This is a genomic window from Streptomyces sp. NPDC054866, from assembly GCF_053610745.1.
On record NZ_JBSGZA010000001.1, the window covers coordinates 343,521 to 368,068 of the forward strand.

The window sequence follows — 24,548 nt, forward strand, 5'->3', positions numbered from 1 at the left end:
GACGACGCGCGAGAGGACCAGCGTGAGGAAGACCAGCGACACCAGTGTGACCGTCGAGGCCCAAGGCGCCGCCGACAACTTCCCCGGCGGAAGCATGGCCAACCGCCCCGTCCACTTCATCTGGATGCTCGACTGCTCGGGCTCCATGGGCGTGAACGGCAAGATCGGCGAGCTGAACTTCGCCATCCGTGAGGCCATCCCCGAGATGCAGCAGGCCGCCGAGTCCAACCCGGCCGCCTCGCTGCTCGTGCGCGCCATCTCCTTTGCCAGCGGCGCGAGTTGGCACGTGGGCGAGCCGACCCCCGTGGACCGGTTCGCCTGGGAGGACGTGCACACGTACGGCGGTACCGACATGGGCGCGGCGTTCAAGCTCGCCGCGGGCGCGCTGCAGACCCCGCCGATGCCGCAGCGCGCGCTGCCCCCGGTCCTCGCGCTCGCCTCCGACGGGCAGCCCACGGACGACTGGCGCGCGGGCCTGCGGGAGATCGACGCGACGCCGTGGGGCAAGCGTGCCGTGCGGGTCGCGGTGGCCATCGGGGACGACGCGGACAAGAGCATGCTCAAGGAGTTCCTCGGCAACCCGGAGCTCGAGCCCCTCCAGGCCAAGAACCCCCGCCAGCTCGCCGCGGCCATCCGCTGGATGTCGACAGCCGTCGTCAAGGACGCGTCGACGCCGAAGGTCGAGGACGCCAAGCCCGCGTCCCCGCTCGGCCCCGCGCCGCTGACCAAGGACGACGAAGACGACATCTGGTGAGCGGGCCATCGACACCTGCAAGCACGCAGCAGGAGACCGGCAGTTGGGCCCTGCTCAGCGCCACGGTCAAGGGAGTCGGCAAGAAGTACAGCCAGGACAGCGGCGGCGTCCTGTCCGTGGCCGAGGGGCGTGCCGCGGTGCTCACCGTCGCCGACGGCCACGGCTCCGCCGCACACTTCCGCAGCGACCTCGGCTCCTGGTGGGCCGTCGAGGAGTTCACCGCGTGCGCGGTGGGCTTCGCCTTGGAGGCGGTGCGGGTGGGCGCCGACGCGACGGGCTGGAACGGCCTGCGCGCCGAGGCCCGCAGGCTGCCGCAGCAGGTGGCGCACCGCTGGCGCGAGCGAGCGCTCCTGCACGACTGCAACTCCCCGGCGCACGGCGGACGCCACGTGTCAGCTCCGGCCGACGACGAACCCGACCTCGCCGTGTACGGGAGCACCCTCATAGGCGCCGTAGTCACTCAAAGCATGCTGTTCTGCTGGCAGTTGGGCGACGGGGACATCGTCCTCGTCGACGCGGACGGCACCCCGCACACACCGCTCTCGACGGGGCCCGACATGGGGGACGAGACGGACTCGCTGTGCGAGCCCGAGCCCTGGCGCAAGATGCGGTCGCACTGGCAGCCCTTCACCGGGGGCGCGCCGCCGGTCGTGCTCCTGTCCACCGACGGCCTCTCCAAGAGCTTCGCCGACCACCAGGGTTTCCTGGACTTCGCCACCGGAGTCACCGAACGCGCCGCGGCGCAGGGTGTGCCCGCCGTGCAGGCGCAGCTCGCGGACTGGCTGGAGCGGGCCGCCAAGTACTCCGGTGACGACACCACGTTCGTGGGCGCCTTCGCGGCCACGGCACCCGCTGAGACCGAAAGCTCAGCCGACCGCTCAGCCGAAAGCTCAGCCGAACAGGAAGCCGAGAGAGGAACCGCATGGTGAACGGCATGCTCGCCGCCGGAAAGACCCTGGTGGCCGAGTCGGGGGACAAGGTCAAGGTCGCCGAACTCTTCGGCTCCGGCGGCCAGGGCGAGGTCTACCGCGTCACGACGCCGCAGGGCGATCGGGCGCTGAAGTGGTACTACCCGCAGCTGGCCGACGCCCGCCAGCGGCAGATCCTCGAAGGGCTCATCGCGCGCGGCTGGAGCGACGACCGGTTCCTGTGGCCCACGGCGATCGTCCTCGACCCGGAGGGCAGCCAACCGGGCTTCGGCTACCTCATGGACGTACGCCCTTCGCGCTTCCAGGACCTGCCCGCGCTGTTCCGCCGCGACCCCTCGGTGTCCGCGGCGACGATGCGCACGCTGGTCACCGTGGCGCTGCACACCGTCGAGGCGTACCGCTCGCTGCACTCCAGGGGGATCGCCTACCGCGACATCAACTGGGGCAACATCTTCTTCGACCCGCACACCGGGGACGTCCTGGTGTGCGACAACGACAACGCGGTGGTGGAGGGCGAGTCTGCCGCGGTCGCCGGGACGATGGACTTCATGGCGCCCGAGCTGGTCCGCCGCGACAAGGGGGCGCAGCCCGGCACCCAGACCGACCTGCACTCGCTCGCCGTCCTGCTCTTCCTGCTCCTCATGAACGACCACCCGTTCAACGGCGCGCAGGCCCTGCAGATCCGCTGCATGGACGAGGCCGCCAAACGGCGCCTCTACGGCACCGATCCCGTCTTCATCTACGACCCGTCCGACGCCCGCAACCGACCCGTGCCCGGCGAGCAGCCGACCGTGGTCGCCACCTGGGGCGCGCTGCCGCCGATCCTGCGGGACCTGTTCGTCCGTACCTTCACGGAGGGGGTACGGACACCGGTCAAGCGGGTCCGCGAGTCGCAGTGGTGCGACGCCCTGAGCCAAGTCCTCGACGCCATCACCCAGTGCGGCTCCTGCGGCAAGCAGAACCTCACGCAGCCGGACGGCGCGGCCCCCGACTGCTGGAAATGCGGTCGTACGCTGGTGCTGCCGCCGCGGCTCGAACTGGTCACCGGTACGGGGACATCGCGCACGCGGCGCGGCATCAGGCTCGCCCCGAGCGCGCGCGTCTACGCCCATCACCTGGTCGAGTACCCCGACCGGCACGACTTCCGTGCCGTCGTGGGCGAGGTGACCGCACACCCGCAGAACCCGGGCAGGTTCGGCCTCACCAACCACACCAAGGACGTGTGGACCGCGCGGAAGGACGACGGGACCGTGCGGGACGTGGAGCCGGGGCGCACGATCGCGCTGCGGGCGGGACTGCTCCTGGAGTTCGGGGGCGGGGCGGAGGCGGAGATCCGGGGCTAGGTGCTGTGAGAGGGCGCGGGCGTCTGCTTCGTACGCCACCGGTGCCACCACGTCCGCCACCAGGGAGCGGGTGTCGGTGGTACCGGTGGTGGCGCTGCGGGCAGCACGGCTCGCGCGGACGGCGCGCCGATGGCCACGGCATCCGGCCTCGGCAGCGCGGTCACGGTGAACCGGCACTCCGCCGGGGAGACCTGGAGCGCCACGGGCCGCCCCGAGACGTGCTGGCTGCGTGCCACGCGCCGCTCACCGCCGCGTTCGCCGTCCTCCCAGGAGATGAGCGTGAGGACGGCGGGCTCGGGCCACTCGAACCGCAGCTCGGCGCGGTCGGCGGCCACGCGCCGCACCTCAAGGTCCCGTACCTCCCCCTGGCGTTCGACGACCACGTTCGGGCCGGCGACCGCGCGGTCGCCGAGCACGCTCACGGCCGTCATCCGCAGCCTTTCGCGGGGCGGCGGCAGCACGTCGACGGAGGTCGGCGGCGGTCCGTCGGGCGGAGTGAGACGGCCCACGTGCTCGGACACGTCCGCGCCCGGCGGCACATGGTGCGCGAACCACGGCACCAGATGGGCGTCGCCGCGTGCGGGCGGACGCCACGCGACGCGTACGCGGCCGTCGTCGAGGCGCCGTACGGAGAGCTCCTCCACCGGCGACGGCCAGCGTTCGACGCGGGCGGTGACGGTGCGCCCCGGTGACCGGACGAGCCGCCCGCCGGGACCGGGGTAGGCGCACCGGACCTCGTAGGCGTAAAGGCCCACGGCGAGCGGCGTGTCCAGGAGCCGGTCGTGCTCGCAGAACACCCGCTGCCCCGGGCCGCTTCCGCCCTCGGCCCTGCGTACGACAGTGACCTCCAGGGCCGAGGGATCCGGCCGCCACCGCAGCCGCACGCCGTCCGGCACCGCTTCGACGCGCAGCTCCGAGACGTCCGGGGTGAGCAGCACCTGTGCGGTGACGCGTGGCACCCCGGCGATGCGGCCCCGGCGCATCGGGAACACGGCGTAACGCAGCGGGCGTCCGGTGGGGGGATCGAGGTCGGCCCTCGTGAGGGCGGTGTCGTCCGCCGACACCTCGACGGCGAGCTCGGGGGCGTCGTCGGGGTACCGGAGCACGCGGTACGACACCGGGTTCGTGCCAGTGGCAGTGCCGGTGCCGGTGCCCCGGCCGTCGTCGCTCGGGGCGTGCCAGGACAGTCGTACGGTCCGTTCCCCGACGGAAGCCGTCACCTCCGACTCGCTCGCGGCGGAGGGAGCGTCGGCCAGGAGTGCGGCGACGCGCAAGAGTCCGGCCTGCGCGTCCACGTCGTCGCGGGCCTGCCGCAGGGCGCCGAGCCAGGCGGCGGCCGCGCCACGAAGATCACCCTTGGCCTTCAACTCCTCTGCTGTGACGGAGAGTTGGCGTACGGACGCGGACCTGGCCCGGAGCGTGCCGAGCAGCGCGGCCAGTACGTGATCCGTGGGCGCGGGGGCGATCAGCTCCGCCAGCCGTTCCGCCTCGCGCAGCCGGGTGCCCGGCCAGATGTCGTTGAGCGTCTCGGCGGCGTGCCGGGCGTCGCCCGCCGCCGGGAAACGGACGGCGGCGACGGCGTCCACGAGCGGTCCCGCCTCGCCGCGGTGCACGCCGAGGGCGACGGCGTGCGCGGCGGCGGGTGGTGTGCGGGCGGCCCCGGACTTCCGTTCCGCGGTGCCGTCGCTCAGCCGGCAGCACAGTTCCCACAGGACGATGCGGCGCAGGCCCATCGGGTCGTCGCGTACGACGGTCTCCAGGACGTCCACGACGGCGGCCACGTCCAGGGCGCGCGGGTAGGCCGACGCGATCCACTGGGCACGGCACTTCTGGACGTACGCCAGGTCGGCACGCTGCCACAGGCCGCCGCGGGCGGGGAACCACAGGCCGTCGAGGATACGGAAGCCGTCGTCGGTCTCGGCCTTCGGCAGCGTGCCGAACAGCGCCTGCGTCGACTGCCCCGAAACGTTCGCGGGCGCGGGGGCGCGCAGGGCGTCGGCCGCGTGGCGGAAGCCCAGTTTCCTGATGGTCGCGTGCAGTTGGGCGTAGCCGCGCATCGCGGGGAAGGCGGGGAGGCTCGGTAGGGGGAGCCCGAAGACGTCGTCCGGCGGGCGCTCGCCGGGGTGCCAGTTCGTCATGGGTCAGCTGCCCGGCGTCGTGTAGAAGTACACCCTGACCTTCGCCGTCGACACGGGGTCGCCCAGGTTGTGGAAGTCGTCCGTCGCGGTCTTCTTGGTGAACATGCCCGGACGGCCCTTGCCGAGCAGCGAGTTGACGCGGTGCGCGTACGCCTCGCCGTTCCTGGAACCGCCGAACGTCAGCACCAGCGCCGCCTCACGGCCCGCCCACTTCCCGGTGTTCTTGTGGATCTGCGTGGCGAGATCACCCTTGTCCGTGCCCTTGACCCGGAACTCCTCCGGCCGCAGCTCCACCGAGCGGGGGCCCGTGGGGGGATTGGAGGGCGGCGGCTTCGATTCCCTCTGGGACGCCTTGGGGCGGTCGGCCAGGGGGTCGGGGCGGTCGGCCATCGACACCAGGGCAAGGACGAGGAGCAGATCGGCGAAGAGCCACCCCGCGAGGACCACCACACTGATCCGCCCTCGGCGCCGCGGTCGGCTCACGCGTCGCCCCCGCCGGGCGGCCGGTGCGGGGGCCGCGGCGGCGCGTCGACCGGTTCCGCCGGGGAGGGGATGTGGCGTCCGCGGGCGTGCAGGGCGCGGGTCTCCTCGCTCCGGAGGGTGCCATCGCTCCGGAGGGTCTCCTCGCTCCGGAGCGTGTCATCGGAATCCCCGGCGCCGTCGACGGCCTGCCCGTTCGAGCCGCCGCCCCACGCATGTCCGTTCCCCGCGACGGCCGGCGCCCCAGGCAGGCCCGACGGCAGGCCCGACGCCCCCGCGAGCGCCCCGATCCGGGCGTCGAGCCGCGCCGCCGCGTCCTGCCAGTGCGCCGCCGCCGCGTCCCACCGCTCCGTCGCCTCGCGCATCCCGTCCACCGCGTCGCCCGTACGTCCCGTGCTCGCGACCAGCGCCTGCGATGCCCGGTCGGTGGCCTCGGCCACCGACTCCGACTTGGTGACCAGCGACTGCTGGGCGGCGATCAGGGACTTCAGGGACGCCTCGACCGTGTCGCCCGCCGCCTTGACGCGGTCGGCGATGCCGCGCGCCGCGTCCGCGCCCGCCACGCTCGCCTTGTCCGCCGCCGTACGGCCGTCGCGCAGGGTCTGCTCTATGCGGGACGCCGCGACGCCCAGCTTCGGGACTTCGACGGTGAGCGCGTCCGCCGAGGCCTTCAGCGCGTCGATGGATCTGCTCACCGCCGTCGTCGTGTCGGTGAGCGCCTTGTGGCTCGTCGCCGCCTTCGACGCGAGCTGCCGCATCTGGGTGGCCGCCTTGGTGAGCTCGGAGGCGAACTGCTGGGGTGAGGCGCTGCGGTGCGGGACGAGCACCATCTGCGTACGCGTGAGGACGGACGCGAGTTCGGCGAGGAGGCGCTCACGCTCGCTCTGCTGTTCCGCCTCCTCGCGCTCCGTGCGCGCCCGCACTCGCGCGTGCCACACGGAGAGCAGGACGAGGAGGGCGATCAGGAGCACCGCCATCAGCGCGACGTTCTCGAAGCGGCCGAGTGCCGTCAGATGCCCGCCGAAGCCGGACTGCCACAGCTGGAGGAAGGGCCGCGTCGACTCCTTGGGGTCCTCCTTGCTCAGCTCCCCGTACGCCCGCACCGCCTCCCGCAGTCCGAACCACGTCACCAGGAGCGGGATGAAGACGAGGATGCCGAGCGCCGCTTCGAGGCGTCCGTCGTGCCGCCCCGCCTGCCCGGCGGGCGGCGTCAGGACGCTCTCGGGGCGTACGTAGGCGTCCACGAGGTCCACCTCGGCCCATCGGTCGAGCTGGTGCGCGGGCTTCAAGTCATCGGCGAGCACGGTCAGTTCGGCCGAACGCGGTGCGAGCGACGGATGGGCTGCCAGACGCCGCAACTCGTCGATGAGTTTCCGCTCGTCCAGCAGTTCTGCGGGCGTCAAACGCTTCCCCCTGTTCTCGGGCCTCGCCGGTTGTGCCCGTCGCGGTTCAACCGCCGCAACAGGGCCTCGGCATCGGCGTGTTCAGGATTCCATGTGAGGCACTTCCCCAGGGCCTCAATCGCCTCATCGCGTCCCCCGAGACGCTGTACTTCCACCGCGTGCCGGTAGGTGCGCTCCGCGAGCAGTCCGCGTACGCGTTCGCTGGTCGGGTCATGGCCGTACGCGCACCGCAGCCACCGCTCGGCGTCGGGGAAGTGGCCGGGCGAGGTGTCGGCCATCGCGGCCGCGCAGTGCACGTCGATCATCGCGTCGAGCACGTCGGCCCCGGCGGGCCTGGTGGCCGCCCCCATCCACGCCGCGTGCGAGGCCTGCACGGCGTCCTCGTACCGCCCGAGTTCCAACAGGTGCTCCGCGCGGGCGAGTTGACGCAGCGCGATCCGGTCGGCCGGAGGTGGCGTCTGTGCGTCGGGGTCCACCGGCGGCGGCATCGACGTCAGCTCGTCGAGCAACGCCCCCGCCTCCGCGACGATCTCCCGCAGGAGCGTCACGGCCTCCTGCGCCCGCCCTTGCCCCGCGAGCAGCCGCGCCTGTTCGACATCCCTGCGCGGCGAGGCCTCCCGCGCCTGCTCCGCGCCCCCGACCAGCGTGGCCGTCAGAGCGGGCGCGTCCGACAGCGTGTCCTCGACCGGGTCGGCGGGCTGTAGCGGGCCCTCCTCCAGCGCGGCGGAACCGCCTGCCCCGCCCGCGAGCCGCACCGCGTGCTTCAGCGCCCCCAGGGCGAGCAGCTCGGGCGGCGCCTGCACCCGGTGCCCGCCGAGCTCGGCTGCCCCCGAACCGATCTGCTCCATCAGGGTGTTGCCGCCCGTCAGGAGCAGCGTGTCGACGTCCGCGGGCGTCATCCCCGACTGGTCGAGCAGCGACCGCGCACGCTCGACCGTGCGCCGCACATGCAGGGCGAGGTAGGCGTCCAGATGGGGCCGGGTGATCCGCACGTCCAGCGGCGGACCCGTCCCCACGTCCAGGGACAGCTCGGCGCCCGCGCTCCCCGGCGTGCTCAGCGCCTCCCGCGCCTCCTGCGCCCGCGCCCGCAGCGCGAGCCACACCTCGGGGTCCACCCCCGACACCGACCCGGGGCCGCGGTGCCTGCGAAGCAGCCGTACCGCCGACGAGAGGACCTCCCCGTCGAAGGCGCGCCCGCCCGAGGTGGCCGCGCCCTCGTGGCCGAGCGCGCGGTAGTGCCCCCGCACACCGCGGACCAGGCCGAGTTCGAACCCCTCGTACCCCATCCCGTACACGAGGAAGGTCCCGCTGTCCCGCTCCGAAGCGTGTCCGACGACGGCGGCCATCGCGTCGCTGATGAGCCGCGTGGGCGCGAGCCCCGCCTCCTGCGCCGCGTCCCGCAGCGCCGCACGCTGCGCCGACCGGTAGGCCGCGGGCACACTGATCACGGTCTGCGCGAGCGTCCCCGACGTCTCCGCCTCAAGGCGCTCCCGCAGCAGCCGCAGCATCCGCACCACCAGGCGCTCCGGCTCGAACGACGCCCCCCGCGCCCGGACGGGCCGCCCGCCGCCGACCCGGCTCTTGAGGCTGGGGAAGGAGACGGGAAGCACCCCCGCGGGGGCGGGCTCGCACAGCAGCCACGGCCAGTCGGGCCGGTCGACGACCCCCGGGTCGAGCCGGCGAGCGGGCTGCCCCGGCAGCGCGAACAGCGCACGCAGGCCCGTGCCGCCGAAGTCGAGCCCGAGGCACACAGGGGCGCGCCCCACCGCTGAAGTCATCCGTCGACCGTGTCTTCCCCGACCTGGAGGATGCCGCCGTAGTCGGGCCGGTCGGGCAGCGACCGCACCCGGCGCTCCGACTGGGCCACCGCCACCAGACTGCGCAGGTTGCGGGCCTGCTGCGCGGTCTGCACCCGATTGCCCTGCCGGTGGGCCTGCTTGACGAAGTCGACCGCCTCGTTGATCTGCCGCACCGTGTCCGGCGGCGCGCCCTCCGACGCCAGCTCGGCCTGCCGGAACTGACTGGCAAGACCGCACTGGTGGAACACGTCGTCCAGGAGCAGCTCGGTGAGGCGCTTGTACTCGCCGCTGTCGCCCATCGCCGCCGCCCGCTGCGCCTGCTCGATGTCACGGCGCACCTTCATCGCCTGCACCGGCTCGATGTACGTGCCGTACCGCTTCAGGAAGTGATCGGCCTCCCGCTCGGCATACCCCAGCTCCTCGCGCAGCACATGGCTGTCGACCTCCGCGCCCGTCTCCGGCGGCGGGGTCCTCGGCCGCTCCCGGTTCGGGGTCGCCTCAAGCGTCATGTCGGTGCCGCGCACACTGATGCGTACGGTGATGATGCGGTCGGCGGAGTAGTTGAACGACACGTCCACGTGCCGGTTGATCTCGATCTCCTGCGGCAGGTCGAACTCGACGACACCCTGCTCGTGGTTCTCGCTCGCCACCTGGCTGTCGCCCTCGTAGACCGGGACGCGGATGCGGCGGCTGTCGGTCGCGTGGAAGGTCCGCTGCCGCGGCTCGGGCAGCGGGTAGGGCGAACCCGCCGGGATGATCTCGACGAACACATCGCGCTGGGAGCCCTTGACCGCGGCGATCCCCATCGCCATGGGCGTCGACTCGTACAGACCCGTCGAGCCGACAGGGCGGGCGTTGACCAGGCTCTCCGCGCAGTCCTCGCAGACCTGCGCGGAGTCTTCGTTGACCTTCGCGCACTGCGGGTCGGGGCACTCCACGCCGTCCAGGGTCTCGGCGAGCACCCCCGCGCCGAAGGCGACGCACTCCATGGGGTTGATGTTCCTGCGGACCTTGTCCTTGCCGAAGAACGCCTCGACCGCCTCGTACACGGGCCGGGTGAGCGTGCCGCCGCCCACCAGGAGGACGTCGGAGATGTCCGTGGGCGCCAGTTCGTAGCGGCCGAGGGTCTCCGTCACCAGGTCCATCGTCCGGGACACCAGCGGCGCGATCATCGCGTTGAACTCGCCCTGGGAGAGCGTCATCTCGACGTCGAGCACGCCCTTCTGGCTGCGGTACGCCGCCGGGATCACGATGTACGTCTCGTCGAGGTCGTTCAGCTCGCGCTTGGCGCGCTCGGCCGCCTTCTTCGCCTGGAAGAGGAACGCCTTGTCGCCCGACGGATCGACCTGGTGCTCGTCCCGCATCCACTGGATGATCCGCTCGACGATGGCGAGGTCGAAGTCGTCGCCGCCCAGCCAGATGTCGCCCGCCGAACGCAGCACCTGGAACTGGCTGTTGCCCTCCCGGTCCTTGACCGCGTTCAGGACCGAGATGTCGAAGGTGCCGCCCCCGAGGTCGTAGACGAGGACCCGGCTGCGTTCGCCGCCCGGCTTGTGCAGGCCGAAGGCGACCGCGGCGGCCGTGGGCTCGTCCACGATCTTCTTCACCACCAGGCCCGCGCGCTCGGCCGCCTCACGGGTCGCGGCGCGCTGGGCGTCACGGAAGTACGCGGGCACGGTGATCACGGCGTGCGTCACCTGCTCGCCTAGGGTCCGGGTCGCGTCCTGGACGAGCTTTTCCAGGATCATCCGCGAGACATCGGCCGGCGTCAGCGTCTTCTCGCCGAGCACCACGTGGGCACGCGGGTCGTCGTCGGGCCCCGCGACGATCTCGTAACTCAGCCTGCCGCGCGCCTCGGCCACCGACGTGTCCGCGAAGTCCCGGCCCATCAGGCGCTTCACGGACACCACCGTGTCCTTGGGCTGTCTGATCGCCCAGTTCAGCGCGTCCTCACCGACGAGCGGCTGGTGGGGGCGGTCCTGCCGGGCCAGGCCCACCACGGACGGGGTGAGCCGCTCGCCCTTGCTGTTGGTGAGTACCGCGATGTCCGCGCGGTGCGGATCGTGGGCGGCGACCGCGCTGTTCGTGGTGCCGAGATCGATGCCGATGGCCTTCATGAACGCTCCGTTCCCTGCTCGGGGCCGCCGGTCACGGCGACGACCACCCGGGCGGCGCGCAGGACGTGCCCCCGGTATCGATATCCGCGCTGCAGAATCTCCAGGACCTCGTCGTCGGTAGCACCGGGCGGCGCGGCGCGGACCTCGGCGACGTGATGGGTCGCGGGCTCGGCGCGCTCGCCGACCCGGCCCACGGGCTCAACTCCCTGTCCTGTCATGGCCGTTTCCAGCTGACGGGAGATCAGTTCTAGGCTTCTTCGGTACGAATCCGGGGTGGCCGCCGTGCCGTCGGCGAGCAGCCGGTCGAAGGAGTCCAAGGTGTCGGCGAGCACGAGAAGGAGCTGTTCGGTCAGCGCGCGATGGGCGGCGTCCCGCGCGGCGAGGGCCAGGGAGTTCTCATAGGCGAGGCGGGCCGCGGTGACCGTCGTCGCGGGGGACGGGTCCTGCGTACTCATCGAAGGCGGGCTCCTCGGTGTCGCGGGGGTGTCAGATCGCCGGGGGTGTCAGATGTCGAAGGTGATGAGGTCGTCGAGGAGGCGGACGATTTCCTCCGGGGGGTCGGAGGGTGAGGGGCGCTCGGGGGCTGCGGGCTGCCCAGGGGCCCCGGCGGCGAGCGCGCGGTCGAGCTCCGCTTCGGCGGCGGGTAGCTCAGCCGCCAAGTCCACGTCGTACAGCAGCAGTTCGGCCACCATGCGGCGGCGTACGACACGCAGCTCGTCCCAGGCATGCTGGGTGGCCGGTGTCATCAGGCGCCGGGCGAGCAGCTCGAAGGAGACGTCCTGGAGGTCGGCGTGCGACATGCCGGGGGTGACGCCCACCTCGGCGAGCGCGTCGTAGGGGTACGGGCCGCCGTCCCAGCTCGTCGACGGATCCTTGATCACTGTTCGTCTCCTCCTGCCGCACTGTCGATGAGCCCGTCGAGCCGCCGCCGCACCGCGTCCAGCAGCGCGCGCCTGATGCGGCTGTTCGTCGGGTCGGCGCGGGTGGCGCGGATCAGATGATGCAGGGCCCGCCGGATGTCGCCGCGCGTGAGGGACTCCTCGGCGCGGTCCGTCAACAGGGCTGCCCAGGAGCCCAGTTCGTTCTCGTCGGGCGGTGCCTCCTCGCTGTCGCTGCGCATCAGGTCACGCAGTCCGTCCACCCCGAGGTCCTGGGCGAGGAGCCGCTCCATCTCGTCCAGGGCCTCGCCCAGCGTCTCCCGGTAGCCGTGCGTCAGGGCCTGCCCGAGGCCCACGTCCAGGAGCCCGAGCGCCTCGTGGAGGATCTCCAGGCGGCCCGGGATCGTGTGCGTGTGCGCGTCGAGGGTGAAGACCAGGGCGCGCGCCAGATTGTCGCGGGCGTGACTGGACGCGGGGTTGAGGGCCAGGGCGCGGCGCAGGTCGGCCTCGGCCCCGTAGGCGTCGGAGCGCATGCCGTACTTGGTGCGGGTGTAGCCGCGCCACACTCCGCGCATGGACAGCAACGCCGAGAGCTTCGCGTTGAGTTGGTTCACCAGGTCGCGGTCGAGGGGGTGCAGGACCGGCGGTACCGCTTCGACGAGCGTGACGGCTTCGTCCAGACAGTCACCGCGCTGTGCGCCACCCCGGTCGACGAGGGCTTCGACGCGGCCGAGCACGGCGGTGACGACCGCCTTCTTGCTGCGGGCCTGCATACCGGCCCGCCGGGACACGCGGACGAGCTCGGCCCACTCGGCGAGGGCACGGTCGAGGCCGCCCGCGCCGTCGGTGAGAGCGGTGCGGGAAAGAGCCAGGCGTACGCGCACGGCCAGCTCGACGCCGTCCTGAAGCAACTTGGTGTGCCGCTCGGGCAGTTGGACGTACGCGGGATTGCGGCGCAGGAAGTCCTGGCAGTGCGCGCACGCCTCGATGTGCTCGGCCGGTGCGGTGGCCGACGCCGGGCCCGCGCAGTCGGCGGGCAGCGTGGTGAGGGTGGCGAAGGCGGGCAGCGCGCGCAGGGCTGGCTCGAACTTGTGGACTTCGGAGAGGGCGAAGCTCTGCGCCAACTCCGAGAAGGCCCAGCGCAGTTCGCGTACCGCGTAGACGCCCGGGTCCTTTCCCTGCTCGGCCGCCGCGTCCAGGGCGGCGGAGAGTGCGCCGAGCGGCGCCTCCAGGTGGAGCAGACGCAGGTAGCGGGGGCCGCAGGCGAGCGGTGCGGTGCCCGCGCCCGGCACGTCGCGCAGGCCGCCGAGGTCCTTGAGGACGCGGGCCGCGCCAAGCTCGGCCTCCAGGAGGGCCGCCAACTCCTCGTACGCGGTGGCCTGTTCGGGGCGCTCCTGCTCCGTGTGCCGCTGTTCGCAGGCGGACAGCTGCCCGAAGAGATGCCGGCTCAGTTCGAGACGCAGCTGGGCGGTGTCCTCGCTCGCCAGGTCCCGTTCGTAGCAGGCGGCACGCTCGGCGCGCCAGCCGTCCCAGTACTCGTCGTCGCTGAGGAGCGTCGCCCAATAGGCCAGCGCGGACTCCCAGGCGGTGACGGCGTGCTCCCAGGCCCCGCTCTGTTCGAGCTCCTGCGCCTGCCAGAGCCGGGCGGCGGCGAGTCCATGGACGACGGCCATGTCACCCGGGGCCGCCGCGAGCCGCCGCTCCCACTCGGCGGCGGCCGCTTCCCGGTCACGGGCGAGCAGCAGCAGGAGGGGCGCGTCCCGCGGAAAGCGCCCGCACAGATCCCCCAGGAGCCCGGCAGCCGCCCCCTCGTCCGGCGAGAGCCCGGCCATCGCGTCGCGCAGCGTGGCGGGGGAGTGCCACCGGTACAGGAGCGCGTCCAGCTGGAGCCGCCGCGCCGGAAGCCGCAGCCGGTCCCAGGCGACGCGCTCGGACCATGTCATGCCGCCGCGTTCGAGGAGCGTGTACGAGGCGTCGTTGACGGCGTCCATGGTGGCGCCGGGGTCGACGCCGGCGTCGCGCAGCGCGAAGTACGGGTACGTCGGGTCGCTGGACGCGAAGGGATCGGCGACGAGCGGGGCGCTGGTGAGTCCGTCCGCCCAGGGCAGCAGTTCGAGCAGCCGCCGGAGCCTGCGACACCGCGCGTCGGCCCGGTCGAGACCGCCGCCTGCCCGCTCGTACGCGGCGACTGCGTCGCTCCACCGCCCCGCGGTCTCCAGCAACCGCCCTTGCGCATAGGCGAGATGGGCGTCGGCGTCCCGATGCCCCGCACACCGCCGGAAGGCGTCGGCGGCCTGCTGCCACTCCTGGTGGGCGTCGGCGAGGCGCCCGCGCGCGTAGGCGCCGAGCGCGGCGGCGTCCCTGTGGTCCCCGAGCGCGGCGGCTCCCTCCTGGACGCGGGCCCAGTCCCCCTCGGCCTCGGAGAGCCGCACCTGGGCGTACCTCCGGCGACGGGCGGCGTCCTCGAACACTCCGGGTTCGGCCTCCACGGAACTGAAGGCGGCCACGACGGCACGCCACTCCGCGGGGCTCGCGGCAACACCCTCGGCGATCCGCGCCTGCGCGTAACGCCGCCGCACGACGACATCGCCCCAGCGGTCGGGCAACGCCTGGTAGGCGAGGAGGGCATCGGCCCATCTGCCGCTGAGCTCGTGGGTACGGGCGAGGGCGTAGAGGTGGAGATGCAGGGGCTCTTGACCGGGGTCGGCCTCGTGCGTTTCGGGGTGGTGGGGGTGGGGTTGTTGGCGGGGGGTGCTGTTGGGGTTCGCCGTTGTGGCTGGTGTGGGGGGTGGCGGGTTGGTGGGGTGAGCGTGGGGTTCTTGCCTGGGGGTGCTGCGGGCGGTCTCCGTTGTGGCTGGCGCGGGGAGTAGCGGGTCGGTGAGGCGAGCGTGGGGTGCTTGAACGAGGGTGCCGCTGGTGTTCTCCGCTGTGGCCTGCCCGGGGGGAAGTGCCTGGGTGAGGTGGTGGTGGGCGTTCTGGCGGGAGGGGGCGTCGGCGCTCGCTTCGGGATCCGCCGGGGGCAGCCCCCGGGCGTAGATCTCGCAGGCCGCGGCCCAGTCTCCCGCCGCCTCCGCCAACCGGCCCTCCGCCTTGCGGCGCAGGGCGCCGACCGCTCCCGCGCGGCCCGTGTCGGGGACGTCGGCCAGCAGGCTCAGGACCGCGCTCCAGTCACCCCGCAGTTCGGCGGCGACGCGGGCGCGCGCGTAGCGGCGGCGGTCGCGCACCTCGCCGTGGGCGTACGTGTCGTGCAGCCGGCCGAAGCCGTCGATCACACCGGCCCACTCGGCGCGGGCGTCGGCGACCCGGCCGCGTGCGTACAGGAGGCGGTCGGGCACGTCGAGCAGGTCCGACGACAGCCGCTCGAAGCATGCCAGCGCGTCCTGCCAGCGCGACTCGTCCTGACAGAGGCGGCCCTGCGCGTACGTCCGCAGCGCGTCCGCGTCGTCCAACCCGCCGCCCCCAACGGCCGGCCCCGCGACGACGCACTCCGCGAACGCGTCCGCCGCCTTCGGCCAGTCGCCGCCGGAGGCCGCCACCTGGCCCTGGACGTAGCATCTGCGCGGCCGCACGTCGCGGTACTCAAGGGGCAACAGGCCGAGGCTCGTCAGGGCGTCGGCCCAGTTCCCGACGCCCGCCGCGTCAAGCGCCTCCTGGTACATCCGCTCCCGCAGCCCGCTCAACCACGGCTCCACGTCCCACCCTTGGGCGGCCGCGGCCTCCAGGTCCGCGAGCGCCTCCGGCCAGGCCTCACGGTCCGCGGCACAGCGCCCCCGTACGTACAGCAGCCGCACACCCCCGTCCAGGAAGTCACCGGCACCGGCGAACCCCTCGACCGCGTCGGACCACGCGCCCGCGCGCTCGGCGACACGTCCGGTGGCGTAGGCGCGCCAGCGGGCGAGATCAGGGCCGGGGGTCCCGGCGGGGATCTCGCCGGGGGTCTGCCCCGGGGGCGCATCGCCGCCGCCCACCCGGAGAGCCTCCGCCTCCGCCTCCGCTTCCGCCTCCGCGAACGCCGCCCGCGCCGCCCCCCACTCCGCCGCCTCGGCCGCGGCACGCCCGCGTACGTACGCCGCCCGAGCCGCCGAGTCCTCAAGCCCTCCGCACGCCGCGTACCCTGCATCCGCCGCGCCCCACTCACCGGCGTCCTGCGCGACCCGGCCGCTCACATAGGCCGCGCCCGCCACGGCCCCCCGGTGTCCGGGCCGCCGGGCGAGGACGTCGGCGTACGTAGCCGTGGCGGACGCCCAGTCCAAGCGGTGACGGGCCCGCTCGGCGGCTCCGAAGGCCTCCGATACGTGGAGTTCGTCGCGGGCCGCGGCGAGGCGGGATGCCGTGTCCCTGAGGCCCGCGGGGTGCGCGGAGAGCAGCTCCTCGTACCCCGCGACCGCCTCCGCCCAGTCACCGGCCTCCTCGGCGGCACGCGCCCGCTCCGCGAGCCCGGTGAGATGCCGGAGCCGCTCCACCTCCGTAGTGAGGCAGGCGGGAGGGGGGCCGGGCAGCGCGTCGCGCAGGGACTCGAACTGCGTTACGACGGCGCCCGCGTCCCGCTCCGCCGCAAGCAGCGAGCACAGCTTCTCCAGCTCCTCCCAGGCGAGTTCGAACGCCGCCTCCGCACGCAGCCGCCGCTGCTCGTCCTCGAACTGGCGGGTCTCGGCCCGCAGTGTCCGCTGCACCTGCGCCCACTGCCCCAGGTCGCGCTGGAACCGCGCCGCACCGATCAGGACCGTGGAGTCGACATGCCCCACGGGTCTCTGGAAGGCCAGCAGCGCGTCCGCGCCCTCGCGCAGCGGATCGGCGACGGCGCCACCGTCGTCCCGCACCTCCCGCGCCTTGAACAGCCAGCCCTGCCTGCACGACTCGTGCAGGAACAGCGCGGGCGTCGCCCACTCCACCGCCGTGTGCCCCGGCAGATGCGAGATGCGGCGGCGCGCGGCACCCACGGCCTCGTCGATGGTGCGGTTCGCCGCGAGCCCCTTGAACAGCTCCGGGCTGAACTGTCCCGCCGACACATCACTCACCCGCCCCCGCATCGCCACCACGGCGGGCACGCCGCCGCCGATCAGCGCCTGGGCGAGCCCGGAGAAGGGCTCGGCGAGTGAACTGTCCGCTCCGGAGCAGAGGTTGAGCGCGACCAGGCGCAGCCCCGGCGCCTTCAGGAGGATCCCGCTGAGCAGATCGGCCGGTACGTGGTCGACACCGCCGCCCTCGGTCTCCAGGGTCACCACACCCTTGCCGAGTTCCTCGTCGTACGTCCCGTGCGCGATCAGCAGCAGGGCTGTCGGCAACGGGGAGTGCGCGCCGAGAGCTGCCTCCAGGCTCTTGCGCGTCGCCCGCTCGACCACCGTGGTCCGCACGGCGACCTCGGGCAACTCCTGGCGCAGCGCGGCCACTTCGGCGTCGAGGCGCAGGGGCGGGAGGCCCGCGTCGACGGGCGACGCGCAGGCCACGAGCAGCCGGATCAGGCTCGGTTCGTCCGCGGGTTCGGGAAGCCGCTGGCCCAGTGGGCCGCCGGGCAGTGAACGCACCAACGAGTAACTGTGGTTGAGGGCGAGCGACTGCTGCGGCTGCCCCGGCGGCGCGCACAGCGTCTCGAAGGGGAGGTCGCGCAGCTCCTGCGGCACGTCGAACCGGATCCGCAGTCCGCGCGCCGGGCGCATCCGCTGGGCCCGCTCCAGTGCGAGGCCGACACAGGCGCCGACGCCTTCCGGGCGGGGACCGGGACCCCGCTCTCCGAAAAGCAGCTGGAAGACACCGCGGCCAAGTCCCCGGAGCTGGGCCACCGTGTGCTGCTCACCCATGGGGGCCAGGCCGAGCTCGGCCGAGATCAGCTGGTCCCACTGGTCGCGGAAGGCCGCGGGTTCGCCGTTCACCGTGATCACTTCGGCGGCGGTGGCGGGGCCGTTGGCCGTGACCAGGTAACGGGACGTGCCGATGGGGCGGATGCGGATGCGGAGTTCCTCGTAGGCGAGCATTGGGCCGCCGTCACCTCCCGCTCTCTTGCGGCTCTACTTCTTGCCGCCCTGCCGCTTGCCGCTCTGCTTCTTGCCGCTCCGCAGCGACATGGTCGAGGTCGGCCAAGGCCGCGTCGCGCTGCTCGGTCAGCTCGGGGTCGCCGGGGAAGTGGGTTAGTGCGGCGTCGAGTTGGTCCAGCGCTTCCCGCAGGGCCGCCCTGGCCCCGGACACGCTGCCCGAACGCCACCGCCGCGCGGCGAGCCCGCGCAGTACGACACCGAGGCTGATCTGTGCGCGCAGCAGGTGCGGGTTGAAGGCGACGGAGCGCCTCAGGTCCGCGGCGGGGGCGTCGAGGAAGGTGCCGTCGCGGTTGGCCGCGGAGATGCCCCGGTCGGCGAGGAGCCGCGCCAACTGCCCCTCCAGGCGCCCCCGTTCATTGGCGCCGGTGATGGCGCGAACCGCCTCCAGCGTGTCCACGGCTCGCGTCGGATCTCCCGCGCGATGCGCCGCCCGCGCCGCGCCGAGCGCCAAATTGACGACGACCGCCTGGGTCTCGCGGTAGCGCTCAAGCTCCCTGCCGTGCACGAGGGCGCGCCGCCAGGACGCCGCGGCGGCGCGGAAGTCGGGGTGTGCGGCGGTCAGTTGGCTGCTCCCCAGGTCGAGCCGGGCCCGCAGCGCGAGGCCGCGGGCGTCGCGGGCGAGGCGGTGGTGCTTGTCGGGGTGCCCGGCATAGGCGGGGTTCAGCGCGTCGAAACGGCCGCAGTCCGGTTCGCAGATGGCGGCGGCGGCTTCGCTGCGCTCGCGGCAGCTGGGGCACCGCAACTCGGTGAGCGCGGCGAGGGCAGCCGCGGGCTTGCCCTGCTTGAGCAGGAGCTGGGCAAAACCGAGTTCGGAGAAGGCGTAGGCGAGTTGCGACTCTGCAACGACGGTCTCTGGTGCCGCCGCGGCAAAGGAGCCGAACTCGTCGACCAGGCCGAGCCCTGCGATACGTAACGGCCCGCCCACCAGGGGCTCCCCGCCACGCCCGGCCGGGAACCCACCGACCGCGGCCAGAATCCTCGCGGCATCAGCCTCCCGTTGAAGCAGCGCCCCCGGCGGCACGCGGTCACCGGCGTCCCCCTCCGGCATCCGCCGCTCAATCAGCTCCCGTAGATCGCCCCGGAGCCCCGCGTCGAGAGCCGCCTCCACGGGCACGCCGAACCTGGCCCCGGCCGAGGCGCGCCGGTGCTCCCAGAAGGCGTCATCGTGCAGAAGGGCGCCCCAGGCGGCAACGCACCGCTCCCAACCCTGCTCCCCGGGCGAGTTGAGCAGCGCGAGGGCCAGCGTGTGGGTGATCCGGTGGTCGGCGGGGTCACGCCGGGCGGCACCCTCCAAGAGCGCGACGGCGGCTTCACGCCGCCCCCCGAGGACGAGAAGGACGGCGTACAGGGGTACGAACTCTCCCTCAACCTCACCAGGGCCAAGCAACGAAAGAGAGGCCTCAACAACCCGAGCCCCCCACCCCACCCCCACAAGCCCCACCCCCGCCCCAAAACCCCCACCATGCCCGCCGGGCCCACCCGGCTGGACCTGTTCGCCGGACCCACCCAGCTCGGCCTGCTTGCCGGGCCCGTCCGGCTCGGCCCGCTTGCCGGCGTCGCCTGGCGTGGCTTGCTCGCCCACCTCGACCTGCGTGCTCTGCTCACCCCGCTCGCCCAGCTCAACCGCCCAACCCCGCCTGTCCACCTCGGCCCGCGTCCTCCGCTCACCCCCCACCCTCAACCCAGCCAGCGCTGCCTTACGCAGCAACAGGGCGAGTTCACCCCCCGCCCCGCCACCCGACAGCGCCGTCATCACCCACCGCGCCTCCGCATCCAGCGCGCCCTCTTCCCCCGCCCTGCGCAGATCGTCCAGCGCATCCTCGTACCGCCTCAACCGCACCCGCACGTACGCCCGTTGAATCCGCGACCGGCGGTGCGGGCTCGCGCAGTTGAGTGCCGCGGTGAAGTGTTCGTCCGCTGATTCGTACGCCGCCCGGTGTGCCGCCGCGCACCCCAGCCAGTGCAGGGGCTCCGACGCGTCGGGCCGCAACTCGTGCGCACGCCCGAACTCCACTGCCCCCTCCTCGGCCTCCCCCGCCGCAAGGCGGAGCCGTCCGAGGCCGACGTGCGCGCGCGCCCGGAGAGCTGCGCCATCCGTCCCGTCCCCGATCAGGGCCAGCGCCGCCAGGAAGTCCCGCTCCGCGGCTTCGACGTCGTGCCGTGTCTGGCTCAACTCGCCTCTGGTGCAGGCCTGTTCCGCGTCGGTCGGGTCATTCTGCGGCCCCACTTCACCACCCCCGGTCCCCGGCGGGTCAGCCGGCCGCTTCGTCCAGCTCGGAGCGCCAGCGGCCCTGCTCCCTGTCGTAGTGCAGCGGGCCCTCGCTGAACCGCGCCAGGTCGAGGCCGAGGAGCTGCTCGTACGCCTCGCCCGGCAGGCCCGGCTCCAGGACCACGCGCAGTCCCGTGCGCCGGTCCTGGAGCACCAGCGGCCGAGGGGCGGAGCCGGAGGAAGGGTCGGTGGGGTCCGCGGAGCGCGACGACCGGCGTACGACATCCTTGAGCGCCGCATACGAGTCCTTGACCGCCTCCGCGCCGAGCCCGCTCAAGAACGCCTGTAGAGGCAGGGACGCCAGCATGATCCAGGGGATGTCCGCCGCGCCCCGGTGATCGACCGCGCGGCGCACCCGCGCCGTGTGGACGCCCAGGCCTTCCAGCGCGGAGACCAGATCCCGCCGCAGGTCGTCAGAGGCGTCCTGGCCGAGGAGCAGCTCCGCGGGCAGCGGCGGTGCGTCGGTCATGTGGGCGGTCCTTCCTTCCCGGAGCTGATCTGCCGAGTTGATCTGCCGAGCTGATCTCCGTCCCGCAGCCTAGAGGCGGCAACCGCACCGGTGCGGGGAAACCTACGATTCCGCCGCCGCGGCCTCCACGGCCTTCCGCTCCAGCTCGGCCAGCCGTGCGTCCGCGGCCGCCCGGCCCTGAGCGGTGCCTTGCAGCGACCGGAACAGACGCTGCGCCCGTATCGCCTGGGTGTAGTCGCCGAGCAGCTCCAACTCATCGCGCAACACGGCCAGTTGGGCGGGGTCCGGGCCGGTGTCGTCCAGCTCCCGGATCAGGTGGACCCGGGCCGGCTCCACCATCCCCTGCTCCCGTGCGAGCTCCAGCCAGGTGGATTCCGGTTCGTCGTCGGGGTCCACCCCATAGTTGGAGTCGTCGAACGAGCGCGCCCACTCCTGGACTTGACCGGCCTCATCCGGAAGCCCGGCAAGGCCGCACCACGTGTCGTACGTCGTCTCATGGACCTCACGCAGCAGCGGCAGGTCCTCGGCCAGACCGTAAAGCCCCACGAGGACGACGGCGAGCCGCAGCTCGTCGGACATGGGAGCGTCCGCCTCGTGCTTGAGGAGGTGGCGCAGGAGGGCGTGATCGGTGTTCCGCCGGTCGTACTGAGCGGCGCGCAGCACCGCCACCCTGCGCGCACGGTTCCCGGCCACGCCGTCCCAGACTGTGCGGTCGCCCGTCCGCAGCAGGGCCAGGTCGGTCCGGCCCTTGGCGAGCACCTGCTCCCAGAGGGGCGGGCGCGGATGGGGGTCGAGGCGCTTGTAGGCCAGGTGTTCCACGGCGTTGAGGAGGAGGTGGTCCGGTTCGGTGCGCAGGAGCGCGGCGTGCAGGCGCGCGACGAGCTGCACGGGGGAGCGCTCCGGGAGCCCGAGCGCGCCCCGCAGCGCGGTGCGGCGCTCGTCGAGATCGGGCACGCAGTCCTCGCGGAAGTCGCCCTCCGTGTCGGCGATCTCAGCGAGTATCCGCGCCTCGCCGTCGGTCGGCGACAGGCCTACGTAGTCATGCCAGCCCGGCAGTCCGACGAGGATCTCCAGGGCTTCGTCCACGCTGTCCCCGATGGTTCCCGCGGACCCCTCGGAATCGGCGTACAGCACGGAACCGTCGCCGCACACGAAATACGTGCCTCCGGAATCGTCCCCCGCGATCGGTTCCAACGGGCCGCCCGACGCGAGGCGGACCTCTTCGACGTGGTCCGCGCGGGACAGGTCGAATGCGAAAGGGAACGCGGCCAGCTCGGCCAGACGCGGGTCCTGTCGCAGCAGACGGAGTGCACGTTCGGTCATGTTCCGAAAGTAACAGCGGTCACTGACAGCAGACCCACAACAGGACTACCCGATTCCCTATGCACTTTCCGATACTTTTACTGCGGAATGGGAGATTCGGGGAACTGTGCCGGGGGTGCCGGGAGTCTTCTGAGGTGAGAGGGCGGCCACTGACCAGGCCGCTCAACCAGCACCAGGACAGGGGGCGTTCGGCTCCAGGCCTGGGCCATTGCATTTGCATTGATCAACGCGACTGGTTGGCGTGACTGATCGATGCGACTGATCAACACGGGGGTGTTCATCTTGACCGACATCATTGAGCGCATCACTGACCGCCTGACGGGTTCGGCCTCCGAGGTCGACGCGGCGTCGGCAGCGGGGGAGTTAGCGCCGTACGTCACGCCGTTGCCGGTGCCGCCGGTCCTGCGGCCCGACTCCGTCGACGTGCGCGACGAGACCGACGTGCCCGCGGAGACCGAGATCGCGCTGCGCCCGGCCTGGATCCGACTGCACCCGCAGCTGCCGCCGACGTTGATGTGGGGGTACGACGGGTGCGTACCGGGCCCGACGATCGAGGTGCGGCGTGGACGGCGCATCCGGATCGCGTGGACCAACCGCATCCCGCAGGGCGCCGAGTATCCCGTCACCTCCGTCGAGGTGCCGCGGGCCGTCCCGAGCCCCGCCACGCTGCCCGGGCGCGGGGGCGTCGAGCCGAACAAGGACGTGGCCGCGCTGCCGGCCTGGTCGGTGACGCACCTGCACGGCGCGCAGACCGGCGGGGGCAACGACGGGTGGGCGGACAACGCGGTGGGGTTCGGCGACGCGCAGCTCTCCGAGTACCCGAACGACCACCAGGCGGTGCAGTGGTGGTATCACGACCACGCCATGAACATCACCCGCTGGAACGTCCAGGCGGGGCTGTACGGCACGTATCTGGTGCGGGACGACGAAGAGGACGCGCTCCATCTCCCCTGCGGGGAGCGGGAGATCCCGCTGCTGCTCGCCGACCGGAACCTGGACACGGACGAGGACGGCCGTCTGAACGGCCGCCTGCTGCACAAGACCGTGATCGTCCAGGAGAAGAACCCGGAGACGGGCAAGCCGGTCTCGCTGCCCTTCACGGGCCCGTACAGCACGGTGAACGGCCGCATCTGGCCGTACGCGGACGTCGACGCGGCCTGGCACCGCTTCCGCCTGGTGAACGCGTCGAACGCCCGTATCTACGACCTCGTCCTCGTCGACGAGGACAACAACCCCGTGCGGGGCGTCATGCACCAGATCGGCAGCGACGGCGGCCTGTTGCCGCGCCCCGTGCCGGTCGACTTCGACGAGGAACTGCCCACGCTCACCGTCGCCCCGGCCGAGCGGATGGACCTCCTGATCGACTTCCGTGCCCTCGCGGGCACGCGCGTACGTCTGGTGAACAAGGGCCGCGGCCAGGCCCCCGGGGTGCCGGACCCGGCGAACGACGTGCGCTATCCGGAGGTCATGGAGTTCCGCGTGCGGGACACCGAGGTCGATGACCCCTTCTCGCTGCCGGAGATCCTCTCGGGCTCGTTCCGCCCGCTGAGCCATGACATCGACCACGGTCACCGCCTGATCGTCCTGACTCCGCCCGCCACGAAGGGCGGCGGGGGACACCCGGAGATCTGGGAGATGACCGAGATCAAGGACGCGGGCGACATCCGGGTCCCGACCGAGGGGGTCGTCCAGCTGCGGGGCGCGGACGGAAAGACCAAGACCTACGGCCGCACCGCCCGCACCTTCAACGACGGCCTCGGCTTCACCATCGCCGAGGGCAGCCACGAACAGTGGAGCTTCCTGAACCTCGCGGTGAACCCACCGGTGACCCACCCCATGCACATCCACCTGGCCGACTTCCAGCTCCTCGGCCGCGACGCGTACGACGTGTCAGGGTTCGACGTCTCCGTGGGCGGCACATTGGCGCCGATCGCCTTCGACCCGAAGAGGGAGATCCCCCTCGCCCCGAACGAGCGGGGCTGGAAGGACGTCTTCCTGGTCCCCGGCGGTCAACTGCTCCGCGTGATGGGCAAGTTCGACGGTGCGTACGGCCGCTTCATGTACCACTGCCACCTCCTGGAGCACGAGGACATGGGCATGATGCGCCCCTTCGTGGTCATGCCGAAGGAGGCTCTGAAGTTCGACCACGGGGCGGGGCACGGGGGCCATGGCGGGGCAGGCCACGGGGGAGGTCACGAGGGCTGACAGAGTCCTCGGACGGACAGCCAGTTCCGCAGGGCCTCGGCATGGACCAGCGGAAACTGGCCGTCCTGGCCGTATTCGAGCTCGCTGCCCGTGCTGCCCAGGTGCAGGGTCAGTTGCTCGACATGCCGACCACGGGCATCGCTGAGCAGGAATCGCAGATCGCCCCAGCACATGCAGCAGAAGGCGTCGGCGGACAGGTTGATCGCCAGCAGCGTGGACAGCTCGCGGAGCTCGCTGGGGTCGCTCACATCGTGCCGCAGCTCCGGCTCGCCCAGTGTTCCGGTGATCTGGACGCTGGTCGTCCGCTCCCAGAGGGACGTGATGTCGGAGGCGGTGTTCACGCGGTCACGGTATCTGGCTGGACGTCACTCTTTCGTGAATCGTCGCGCCGGGTCACGCCGGGTAGTTC

At 72.7% G+C, this 24,548-nt stretch carries 16 protein-coding genes; 4 read left to right on the plus strand and 12 right to left on the minus strand.

The window, feature by feature from the left end:
• Positions 1–94: 94 nt before the first annotated feature.
• From ACWGI2_RS01395 to ACWGI2_RS01405, 3 genes are read left to right on the plus strand one after another with little or no spacing between them, the layout of a single operon-like run.
• Positions 95–754 carry a vWA domain-containing protein gene (locus tag ACWGI2_RS01395; RefSeq protein ID WP_453394886.1) on the plus strand — a complete coding sequence of 220 codons (660 nt, stop codon included), beginning with the start codon at positions 95–97 and terminating at the stop codon, positions 752–754.
• Positions 751–1,683: a PP2C family serine/threonine-protein phosphatase gene (locus tag ACWGI2_RS01400; RefSeq protein ID WP_453692975.1), complete on the plus strand. Its 933-nt coding sequence runs from the start codon at positions 751–753 to the stop codon at positions 1,681–1,683. Before ACWGI2_RS01395 ends, ACWGI2_RS01400 begins: the two co-directional genes overlap by 4 nt.
• The gene (locus tag ACWGI2_RS01405) at positions 1,677–3,026 is read left to right on the plus strand and encodes a protein kinase domain-containing protein (RefSeq protein ID WP_453394029.1); all 1,350 of its coding nucleotides are present in this window, start codon (positions 1,677–1,679) and stop codon (positions 3,024–3,026) included. The genes ACWGI2_RS01400 and ACWGI2_RS01405 overlap by 7 nt, the downstream gene beginning before the upstream one ends.
• On the opposite strand, the gene ACWGI2_RS01410 is transcribed toward ACWGI2_RS01405, so the two are convergent.
• The 11 genes from ACWGI2_RS01410 to ACWGI2_RS01460 form a co-directional block, all read right to left on the minus strand.
• The gene (locus ACWGI2_RS01410; RefSeq protein WP_453692977.1) at positions 3,023–5,164 is read right to left on the minus strand and encodes a hypothetical protein; all 2,142 of its coding nucleotides are present in this window, start codon (positions 5,162–5,164) and stop codon (positions 3,023–3,025) included. The two genes, ACWGI2_RS01405 and ACWGI2_RS01410, sit on opposite strands and share 4 nt — an antisense overlap.
• A gap of 3 nt (positions 5,165–5,167) precedes the next feature.
• Positions 5,168–5,647, minus strand: a complete 480-nt coding sequence (locus tag ACWGI2_RS01415; protein ID WP_453692979.1) for a hypothetical protein — start codon at positions 5,645–5,647, stop codon at positions 5,168–5,170.
• Positions 5,644–7,047, minus strand: coding sequence for a hypothetical protein (locus tag ACWGI2_RS01420; RefSeq protein WP_453692981.1), 1,404 nt, complete (start codon positions 7,045–7,047; stop codon positions 5,644–5,646). Before ACWGI2_RS01420 ends, ACWGI2_RS01415 begins: the two co-directional genes overlap by 4 nt.
• A complete protein-coding gene (locus ACWGI2_RS01425; protein WP_453394033.1) occupies positions 7,044–8,825 on the minus strand; it encodes an Hsp70 family protein in 1,782 nt (593 codons plus the stop codon). The genes ACWGI2_RS01420 and ACWGI2_RS01425 overlap by 4 nt, the downstream gene beginning before the upstream one ends.
• Positions 8,822–10,963 carry an Hsp70 family protein gene (locus tag ACWGI2_RS01430; protein WP_453394034.1) on the minus strand — a complete coding sequence of 714 codons (2,142 nt, stop codon included), beginning with the start codon at positions 10,961–10,963 and terminating at the stop codon, positions 8,822–8,824. Before ACWGI2_RS01430 ends, ACWGI2_RS01425 begins: the two co-directional genes overlap by 4 nt.
• Positions 10,960–11,418 carry a nucleotide exchange factor GrpE gene (locus ACWGI2_RS01435; protein WP_453394035.1) on the minus strand — a complete coding sequence of 153 codons (459 nt, stop codon included), beginning with the start codon at positions 11,416–11,418 and terminating at the stop codon, positions 10,960–10,962. The genes ACWGI2_RS01430 and ACWGI2_RS01435 overlap by 4 nt, the downstream gene beginning before the upstream one ends.
• A 48-nt stretch (positions 11,419–11,466) precedes the next feature.
• Positions 11,467–11,844: a hypothetical protein gene (locus ACWGI2_RS01440; RefSeq protein ID WP_453394036.1), complete on the minus strand. Its 378-nt coding sequence runs from the start codon at positions 11,842–11,844 to the stop codon at positions 11,467–11,469.
• Complete coding sequence (locus tag ACWGI2_RS01445) at positions 11,841–17,813, minus strand: CHAT domain-containing protein (protein WP_453394037.1); 5,973 nt, start codon at positions 17,811–17,813, stop codon at positions 11,841–11,843. The genes ACWGI2_RS01440 and ACWGI2_RS01445 overlap by 4 nt, the downstream gene beginning before the upstream one ends.
• A gap of 10 nt (positions 17,814–17,823) precedes the next feature.
• The gene (locus tag ACWGI2_RS01450; RefSeq protein ID WP_453692983.1) at positions 17,824–20,100 is read right to left on the minus strand and encodes a tetratricopeptide repeat protein; all 2,277 of its coding nucleotides are present in this window, start codon (positions 20,098–20,100) and stop codon (positions 17,824–17,826) included.
• Between the two features lie 25 nt (positions 20,101–20,125).
• Positions 20,126–20,611: a hypothetical protein gene (locus ACWGI2_RS01455; RefSeq protein WP_453394039.1), complete on the minus strand. Its 486-nt coding sequence runs from the start codon at positions 20,609–20,611 to the stop codon at positions 20,126–20,128.
• Between the two features lie 102 nt (positions 20,612–20,713).
• Entirely contained in the window at positions 20,714–21,934 is a 1,221-nt protein-coding gene (locus ACWGI2_RS01460; protein WP_453692985.1) for a hypothetical protein, read from the minus strand.
• A gap of 252 nt (positions 21,935–22,186) precedes the next feature.
• Between ACWGI2_RS01460 and phsA the strand changes: the two genes are divergently transcribed.
• Positions 22,187–24,139, plus strand: a complete 1,953-nt coding sequence (gene phsA, locus ACWGI2_RS01465) for an O-aminophenol oxidase PhsA (protein WP_453692987.1) — start codon at positions 22,187–22,189, stop codon at positions 24,137–24,139.
• On the opposite strand, the gene ACWGI2_RS01470 is transcribed toward phsA, so the two are convergent.
• Positions 24,127–24,480 (minus strand): hypothetical protein, encoded by a 354-nt coding sequence (locus ACWGI2_RS01470; protein ID WP_453692989.1) that lies wholly within the window; start codon positions 24,478–24,480, stop codon positions 24,127–24,129. The two genes, phsA and ACWGI2_RS01470, sit on opposite strands and share 13 nt — an antisense overlap.
• Between the last annotated feature and the right edge of the window lie 68 nt (positions 24,481–24,548).

What these genes read in the sequence shown, in the direction of transcription:
- ACWGI2_RS01410 (WP_453692977.1), bottom strand. Translation starts at nt 5,164, where the DNA reads ATGACGAACTGGCACCCCGGCGAGCGCCCGCCGGACGACGTCTTCGGG.
- ACWGI2_RS01455 (WP_453394039.1), bottom strand. Translation starts at nt 20,611, where the DNA reads ATGACCGACGCACCGCCGCTGCCCGCGGAGCTGCTCCTCGGCCAGGAC.
- ACWGI2_RS01405 (WP_453394029.1), top strand. Translation starts at nt 1,677, where the DNA reads ATGGTGAACGGCATGCTCGCCGCCGGAAAGACCCTGGTGGCCGAGTCG.
- ACWGI2_RS01460 (WP_453692985.1), bottom strand. Translation starts at nt 21,934, where the DNA reads ATGACCGAACGTGCACTCCGTCTGCTGCGACAGGACCCGCGTCTGGCC.
- ACWGI2_RS01395 (WP_453394886.1), top strand. Translation starts at nt 95, where the DNA reads ATGGCCAACCGCCCCGTCCACTTCATCTGGATGCTCGACTGCTCGGGC.
- ACWGI2_RS01445 (WP_453394037.1), bottom strand. Translation starts at nt 17,813, where the DNA reads ATGCTCGCCTACGAGGAACTCCGCATCCGCATCCGCCCCATCGGCACG.
- ACWGI2_RS01435 (WP_453394035.1), bottom strand. Translation starts at nt 11,418, where the DNA reads ATGAGTACGCAGGACCCGTCCCCCGCGACGACGGTCACCGCGGCCCGC.
- phsA (WP_453692987.1), top strand. Translation starts at nt 22,187, where the DNA reads ATGCGACTGATCAACACGGGGGTGTTCATCTTGACCGACATCATTGAG.
- ACWGI2_RS01425 (WP_453394033.1), bottom strand. Translation starts at nt 8,825, where the DNA reads ATGACTTCAGCGGTGGGGCGCGCCCCTGTGTGCCTCGGGCTCGACTTC.
- ACWGI2_RS01430 (WP_453394034.1), bottom strand. Translation starts at nt 10,963, where the DNA reads ATGAAGGCCATCGGCATCGATCTCGGCACCACGAACAGCGCGGTCGCC.